The sequence below is a fragment of the Clostridium bornimense genome, from assembly GCF_018917145.1.
GTDB lineage: Bacteria > Bacillota > Clostridia > Clostridiales > Clostridiaceae > Clostridium_AN > Clostridium_AN bornimense_A.
Genome location: NZ_JAHLOD010000045.1, coordinates 20,161 through 27,284, shown reverse-complemented (window position 1 = coordinate 27,284; position 7,124 = coordinate 20,161). Strand labels below are relative to the sequence as shown.

Annotated in this window: 6 protein-coding genes and 1 tRNA gene; 6 read left to right on the top strand and 1 reads right to left on the bottom strand. The window is 27.1% G+C overall.

Features of this window, described 5'->3' with window-relative positions:
• Positions 1-220 precede the first annotated feature (220 nt).
• The 6 genes from KQI30_RS13395 to KQI30_RS13370 all read left to right on the top strand — a co-directional run bounded on the left by KQI30_RS13395 (position 221) and on the right by KQI30_RS13370 (position 5,807).
• Entirely contained in the window at positions 221-1,261 is a 1,041-nt protein-coding gene (locus tag KQI30_RS13395; protein WP_216463848.1) for an aldose epimerase family protein, read from the top strand.
• Positions 1,262-1,317: 56 nt separating this feature from the next.
• Positions 1,318-3,861 (top strand): DNA polymerase I, encoded by a 2,544-nt coding sequence (gene polA, locus KQI30_RS13390; RefSeq protein WP_216463847.1) that lies wholly within the window; start codon positions 1,318-1,320, stop codon positions 3,859-3,861.
• Positions 3,830-4,468, top strand: coding sequence for a dephospho-CoA kinase (gene coaE / locus KQI30_RS13385; RefSeq protein ID WP_253287507.1), 639 nt, complete (start codon positions 3,830-3,832; stop codon positions 4,466-4,468). The genes polA and coaE overlap by 32 nt, the downstream gene beginning before the upstream one ends.
• Positions 4,452-4,997 (top strand): lytic transglycosylase domain-containing protein, encoded by a 546-nt coding sequence (locus KQI30_RS13380; RefSeq protein ID WP_216463846.1) that lies wholly within the window; start codon positions 4,452-4,454, stop codon positions 4,995-4,997. Before coaE ends, KQI30_RS13380 begins: the two co-directional genes overlap by 17 nt.
• Before the next feature lie 66 nt (positions 4,998-5,063).
• Positions 5,064-5,149 (top strand) — tRNA-Leu (locus tag KQI30_RS13375).
• Between the two features lie 169 nt (positions 5,150-5,318).
• Entirely contained in the window at positions 5,319-5,807 is a 489-nt protein-coding gene (locus KQI30_RS13370) for a DUF4358 domain-containing protein (protein ID WP_216463845.1), read from the top strand.
• 88 nt (positions 5,808-5,895) lie between these two features.
• Here the strand turns inward: KQI30_RS13370 and KQI30_RS13365 are convergent, their stop codons facing one another.
• Positions 5,896-7,089: an amidase domain-containing protein gene (locus KQI30_RS13365; RefSeq protein ID WP_216463844.1), complete on the bottom strand. Its 1,194-nt coding sequence runs from the start codon at positions 7,087-7,089 to the stop codon at positions 5,896-5,898.
• Positions 7,090-7,124 lie beyond the last annotated feature (35 nt).

Here is a 7,124-nt window from a genome sequence, read left to right as displayed (position 1 = left end):
ATAATTAGGGAAACACTCTTTTAAAGAAGTACCACGTTAGTGGTCAACAAGGAGTAACAGAATATCCCTATGCCAATTCATATTTTAAATATCGACATTTAGGAGTAATTCTATACAGTATATATAATTTCCAGTAATCTTTAGCATATTGTAGTGAATTTTATTACTGGAAATACATATTAAATTCACTACAAAATTAATTATACGAGGGAGAAGAAATATGAGAATAAGTAAAGAAAAAGTAGGAATTTTTAATGGCACAGATCTTGTGGAATATACTATGGAAAATGATAATGGTATTGTTATAGGAATAATAAATTTTGGAGCCACTATAACAAAAATTATAACTCCAGATAGATATGGAAACTTCGAAAATATAGTAGTAGGATTTGAGGATAAAAATAAGTATTTAAAAAACTTCCTTCATTTTGGAAGTGTAATAGGTAGAATATCAGGGAGGGTATATAAAGGAAAGCTAACGATAGATGGGGTAAATTATAATTTAGACTTAAATTTAAATGATACTCATATACATGGTGGAAAAAGTGGATTTCATTCAAGAGTATGGGATGTAGAATCTATTTCTGAAAAAGATAAGGTATCTATTGAGTTAAAATATACTTCATTAGACGGAGAGGAAGGATTTCCTGGAACAGTAGAAACTAAGGTTATGTATTCATTAAATAATGAAAATGAATTAGAATTTAAAGTAAAAGCCACTACGGATAAAACTACTGTTATAAACATAACTAATCATAGTTATTTTAATTTAAGTGGAGATTTTAAAGAAAATATATTAAATCATTATCTAAAAATAAATGCAGATAGATTTTTACCAATTTTAAAAAATGGAGATATTTCTGAAAAAATAGAAACTGTAGAAAATACAGTTTTTGATTTCAGAAAAGGAAAAACCATTGGAAGTGATATAGATAAAAGGTCAGAACAACTTGCACTTGCAGATGGATATGATCATCCATTATTATTTGATGATAAGGATGGGAAGATAGAGTTGTGGGAAAATAATTCAGGTAGACATATGAAGATTACAACTAACAATGAAGCAGTGATATTTTATAGTGGTAATTGTTTTATGAAGAAGACACCTTTTAGTAAGAAAGATAAAAATAGAAGGATAGCATTATGTCTTGAAACTCAGAATTTACCTATTGGTAAAAATCAGGCTTTTAAAGAAAATTCAATTATAAGAAAAGGTGAAGTGTATGAAAGAACTACTAAATATAAATTTTCAGTAATATAATTTTTATAATCTATAATCTGTTATAATATTATAGATTAAAATCCTTGGAGGTAAATATGGAAAAATTAATGATTTTAGATGGAAACTCTTTAATGAATAGAGCTTTTTATGCTGTTCCAACATTAACTATAGCTGATGGAACACATACAAATGGAATATATGGATTTTTAAATATGCTAGATAAAGTGAAAGATGATATAAAGCCAGATTATATAGTGGCTACTTTTGATAGAAAAGCACCAACATTTAGACACTTAGAGTATAAAGAATATAAAGCAGGAAGAAAGAAGATGCCAGATGAGCTTGCTATGCAATTTCCTATACTAAAAGACATACTAAAGATGATGGCGATAAATATTTTTGAAATAGATGGCTTTGAAGCAGACGATCTTATAGGAACTTTAAGTAATTATGCAGAAAGTAATGGCTTAGAGGTTTACATAGTAACAGGAGACAGAGATGCTCTTCAATTGGCTACTGACAAAATTAAAGTTGTTTTAACTAAAAATAAAGGTGAAAAGGAAATATATGATGCTAGTAAGATGATGGAGACATATGGTGTAACTCCAACAGAATTTATAGATGTCAAAGGTCTTATGGGGGATTCTTCAGACAATATCCCGGGAGTACCTGGAATTGGAGAAAAAACAGCATATAAACTTATTAAAGAATATAAAAGTATTGAAAACTTATTATCTAACCTAGATAAACTTAAAGGAAAGATGAAAGAAAATCTAGAAAATAACGTAGAGCAAGCAATTTTTTCGAAAAAATTAGCTACTATAGAGACTCATGTTCCTGTTGAAATAAATTTAGATGAAATCAAATCTAAGGAAGAATACGATGTTAATGGACTAAGAAAAGAATTTACTAGATTACAGTTTAAATCATTCCTAGCAAAGTTGCCGAAAGAAGAAAAGGTAGATAGAAATATAGAAATAGTACCTATAAAGAATGTTGAAGATATAAAAATAAATAAAGATGATAAATTATTTATAACTTATGGTGTTAAAAATTCAGATAAAATTTCAACAATAGAATTAAGTAATTTAGAAATAGCTGTTGATGGAAAAGTTTATGATGTTGATATAGATTCTATAAATATAGAGGATCTTAAAGATATTTTTCAAGGTGAAAATAATAAGGTAATACATAGTGCTAAAAATCTTTATACTATTCTGAGAAAACATAATATTGCTTTAACAAATGTTATTTTTGATACAGAAATAGCTGCATATATAATTGATTCTTCTAGAGGAAGTTATAATATTAAGGATGTAGTTTTCAATATTTTAGGAGAAGAAATAGAAGAAAATATAGCATGTAGTTATTTAGAAGAGTTATTTGCAAATTTAAAAGAAGAAATAAAAAAATTAGATATGGAAAAACTTTATTATGATGTTGAGTTACCTCTTGTTGAAGTCTTAGCATCTATGGAAGAAGTAGGCTTTAAGGTAGATGAAGATAAGTTAGATGAGCTAGGAAAAGAATTTAAGGATATAATAATAACCTTAGAAAAAGATATATATAATTTAAGTGAAGAAGAATTTAACATAAATTCTCCAAAACAATTAGGTAAGATACTATTTGAAAAGCTTGATTTGCCAGTTATAAAGAAAACTAAAACAGGTTATTCAACTAATGCAGATGTATTAGAGAAGCTTAAAGATAAGCATCCTATAGTTGAAAAAATCATAGAGTATAGACATGTGGCAAAATTATATTCTACTTATATAGAAGGATTAAAAAATGTTATAGATAAAGATGGAAGAATACATTCATCATTTAACCAAACTGTTACAACAACAGGAAGGCTTTCATCAACAGAACCAAATCTTCAAAATATACCAATACGTACTGAGATGGGTAGAAGTATAAGAAAAGTATTTGTGCCATTTGATGATGATAGTGTAATTTTATCAGCGGATTATTCTCAAATAGAACTTAGAGTATTAGCTCATATGTCTGAAGATGAAAATATGATTAATGCTTTTAATTCTCATTTAGATATACATACTAAAACTGCTTCAGAAGTTTTTGGAGTAAATGAAGATGAAGTTACATCTGAAATGAGAAGTGCAGCAAAAGCAGTTAATTTTGGTATTATCTATGGTATTTCAGATTTTGCATTAGGTGAAGATTTAAAGATATCTAAAAAAGAAGCAAAAAAATATATAGATATATATTTTGAAAGATATCCTAAGATTAGTGAGTATTTATCAAAGTTAAAGGAAGATGGGAAAAAATGTTCTTATGTTAAAACTATTTTGAATAGAAGAAGATTTATACCTGAAATATCATCTAGTAATAAGATAGTTAAAGCATTAGGAGAAAGATTAGCTATGAATGCACCGATACAAGGCAGCGCAGCGGATATAATTAAACTTGCTATGGTAAATGTATGGAAGAGACTTAGAAAAGAAAACTTAGATAGTTCTATAATACTTCAGGTGCACGATGAAATTATAATAAATGCGAAAAAAGAAGAACTTGAAAAAGTAAAAATACTTTTAAAAGAAGAGATGGAAAATGTAATTGAGTTTTCAGTGAAACTTGAGGTGGATGAGAATGTTGGAAAGACATGGTATGAAGCAAAATAAAATAATAAAGATTGGACTTACCGGTACTATAGGAAGTGGAAAATCTACAGTTTCATCATTTTTAAGAGAAAATGGATTTGATGTAGTTGATGCAGATATTATTAGTAGAGAGATATTGAATAAATATAAGGAAATAAATGAAAGAATAAGATCCGAATTTGGTGAAGATTGCTTTGAAGATGAAAAATTAAATAGAAAGAAATTAGGTTCTATAGTTTTTAATAGTGATGAAAAAAGAAAACAATTAGAAGCTATAACAATTCCTTATATAATTAAAGAAATTGAAATAAAAATTGATATACTAAGATCTAAGGGGAGAAAAGTTGTATTTGTTGATGCACCTACTTTGATAGAACATGGGCTTCATAAATCTATGGATTATAACATACTAATAACATTAGATGAGGAAACAAGAATATCTAGGGTTATAAAAAGAGATGGAATATCTAGAGAAGAAGTTTTAAGTAGAATAAAAGCTCAAATGAGTGAGGAAGAGAAAGCTAAACATGTAGATTTTATAGTAAAAAATGATGGAAAAGTTGAAGAAACATATCATAAGATCATTAGTATATTAAAAGATGGAGTGGGGTATGAAAAAATTATGTAGATTTGTAATATTAATTCTAGTAGTAGTCTTGGTATGTATATCATTCAAACCAGTTATGAAGATTATATTTCCTCTAAAATATAAAGATATTGTTATAAAGTACTCAGAAGAAAATGACGTAGATCCTTTCTTTATTATGTCTATAATAAAGGCAGAAAGTAATTTTGATAAAGATGCAAGGTCTAGTAAGGGAGCATTAGGTCTTATGCAAGTTACACCATCTACAGGAGAATGGATAGCTGAAAAAATTAATAATAGTATCTTTGAAGAAGACAATTTGTTTGATCCAGACATAAATATAAGGTATGGTACATGGTACATAAATTATCTTAGTAATAAGTTTAATGGGAATCGTAATGTTATTATTGCTGCTTATAATGCAGGACCTGGCAGTGTAGATAAATGGCTTAATGATTCAAATTACTCTCAAAATGGTGAAGACTTAGATAATATACCTTTTGTTGAAACAGATAAATATGTAGCAAAAGTAAATTTTTACTATAATATATATAAGTTCCTATATACATAGGAACTTATATTTTATTTCAAGGTATTGACAATAATTTTTATCTATTTATAATAAAATGTATAAGATGCAGGTATGGCGGAATGGCAGACGCGCTATCTTGAGGGGGTAGTGAATGAATTTTCGTGCGGGTTCAAGTCCCGCTACCTGCACCAAGACGATGAAATCTACTTTGTAAAATATAATACAAAGTAGATTTTTATTTTTATACAAGAAATATTATTTTTAACAATTTATAGAGAAATAAATCGACTTTTGTTGAAAAATTATATACAATTAATATTGAAGGATATTATAAATTTTAGTATATAAGGAGAGAAATGTATGAAGAAGATTGGAAATTTAATATTTATAATAGTAATAGGGGCTTCACTAATGGTAACTTTTATGGGATGTTCATTTGGTAATAAGGATAATAAGTCAAATGCATTAACAGCAGAAGATGTTTTAGAGAAAATAACAAAGAACATAGATGAGCCAAGTCAAATGGATATTAAGTCAGACTTTTTCGATGATAATTATGGAATAGATAAATCAATATTAAAGAGTTATGTAGTTAGAGTACCGATAGGAGATGAAAGTGCTAGTGAATGTGCAGTATTTCAAGTAAAGGATAAGAAAGATATTGAGAAGGTAGAAGCAGGAATAAAAAAGAGAAGTAAAATATTAAAGGATATTTGGAGTAAGTATAATACTGATCAATATGAGCTAGTTAAGTCTAGCAAGGTAGTAACAGAAGGAAATTATGTTCTTTTTGTTGTATCAGAAAATGCAGATAAAATAGAAGAGAATTTCAAAGAAATAACTAAATAAATATAGGTAAAGGAAACGGATACAAGGTAAAATGGTTTAAAACTAGTACTCTTGAACGTTTCCTTTTTTTATTGATTTTGATAATTTTCTAAGCAAAATTGGAGTTTTTAAGTTTTATGCATCTCATATTACAATCTGTACCACCAAAAAGATATATAAGCTCTAAAAGATTTCTATTATATAAATCTGCAGTATGTTGAGATATGTATATATCGCTATATTTAGTACCGTTATTATTAATAGCAGTTACGTAAACAGAGTGACTATATCTTTTATTAATTGAACCAAATTGCAGAACATCTCCAAGGGATATTGATGAAGGAGCTAAAGATTGAAAAGTCTTATTGTTATTTAAGGAACTACCATTTGGTCCTATGGTTTTTTCTTTGCATAAATAGTTATATAGTTTTTCAACAGATTCCCAGTTTGGAGTTCCACCACCTTCATTACCATGCCATGAGCCAGGTATCATCTTATATTTTTGTTTTATATTTTCATAAGAAATTTTTTTATTTGAAAAATCATATCCACCATATGCAGCCCAAATGCATTGTGATACAAAATTTGTACAATCGCCTGGTGCACTATAGAATAAGGGATTATATGATGTGGAGAACTTTTCTGCATATAAAATTCCATTATTATATGAATAATTTGAGTATTCCCTAGTTAGTTCATTATTAGAAAAAAAGTTTTCCTTTGAGATAGATTTTATATTATCAATGTCATCACATTTTTTTTCTTCAATTATTTTAAGGTAGCTCTTTAAAGTTTCCATAGGAATATCTTCACTTCTAATGTCCATTTCATATAGCAATGATTCATCTTCTGAAAAAGTCCTTTCAATTTTACAAATTTTTAGTTCAGGCTTTGTAATAATTTCTAGTTTATAAGGTATATTGCATAATTTGGAATGGCAAGTAGCATTTTTATATTTATATGATACTGAAAGAATTAAATCTACAAGAAATTTATTTTCTTTTTTTGATATATTTTTATATATTATTTTAGAATTAAAGTATTCATAAGGGGTATCAAGTGTTTTATAAAGGTAGATCTTATTTTTATGAATAGTGTTATAAATTAGCGTTGATTTACTTTCTTCAGTGTATTTATTAGATGTATTTTCTGTTAATGTTATGTAATCTTCAAAGTAACTAGTAAAATAATTGTCTATAAAGTTTTTTAAATCAGTATTTGAAATCTGAGAACCATAGCCAAATTCTTTTAAACTAAATAAAATTAAGATTATTATTAGAAACGATGATAAATATTTTTTCATTGTAACCTCCATTTAAAACTCTTATGATAATAGTA

What these genes read in the sequence shown, in the direction of transcription:
- polA (WP_216463847.1), top strand. Translation starts at nt 1,318, where the DNA reads ATGGAAAAATTAATGATTTTAGATGGAAACTCTTTAATGAATAGAGCT.
- KQI30_RS13380 (WP_216463846.1), top strand. Translation starts at nt 4,452, where the DNA reads ATGAAAAAATTATGTAGATTTGTAATATTAATTCTAGTAGTAGTCTTG.
- KQI30_RS13395 (WP_216463848.1), top strand. Translation starts at nt 221, where the DNA reads ATGAGAATAAGTAAAGAAAAAGTAGGAATTTTTAATGGCACAGATCTT.
- coaE (WP_253287507.1), top strand. Translation starts at nt 3,830, where the DNA reads ATGTTGGAAAGACATGGTATGAAGCAAAATAAAATAATAAAGATTGGA.
- KQI30_RS13365 (WP_216463844.1), bottom strand. Translation starts at nt 7,089, where the DNA reads ATGAAAAAATATTTATCATCGTTTCTAATAATAATCTTAATTTTATTT.
- KQI30_RS13370 (WP_216463845.1), top strand. Translation starts at nt 5,319, where the DNA reads ATGAAGAAGATTGGAAATTTAATATTTATAATAGTAATAGGGGCTTCA.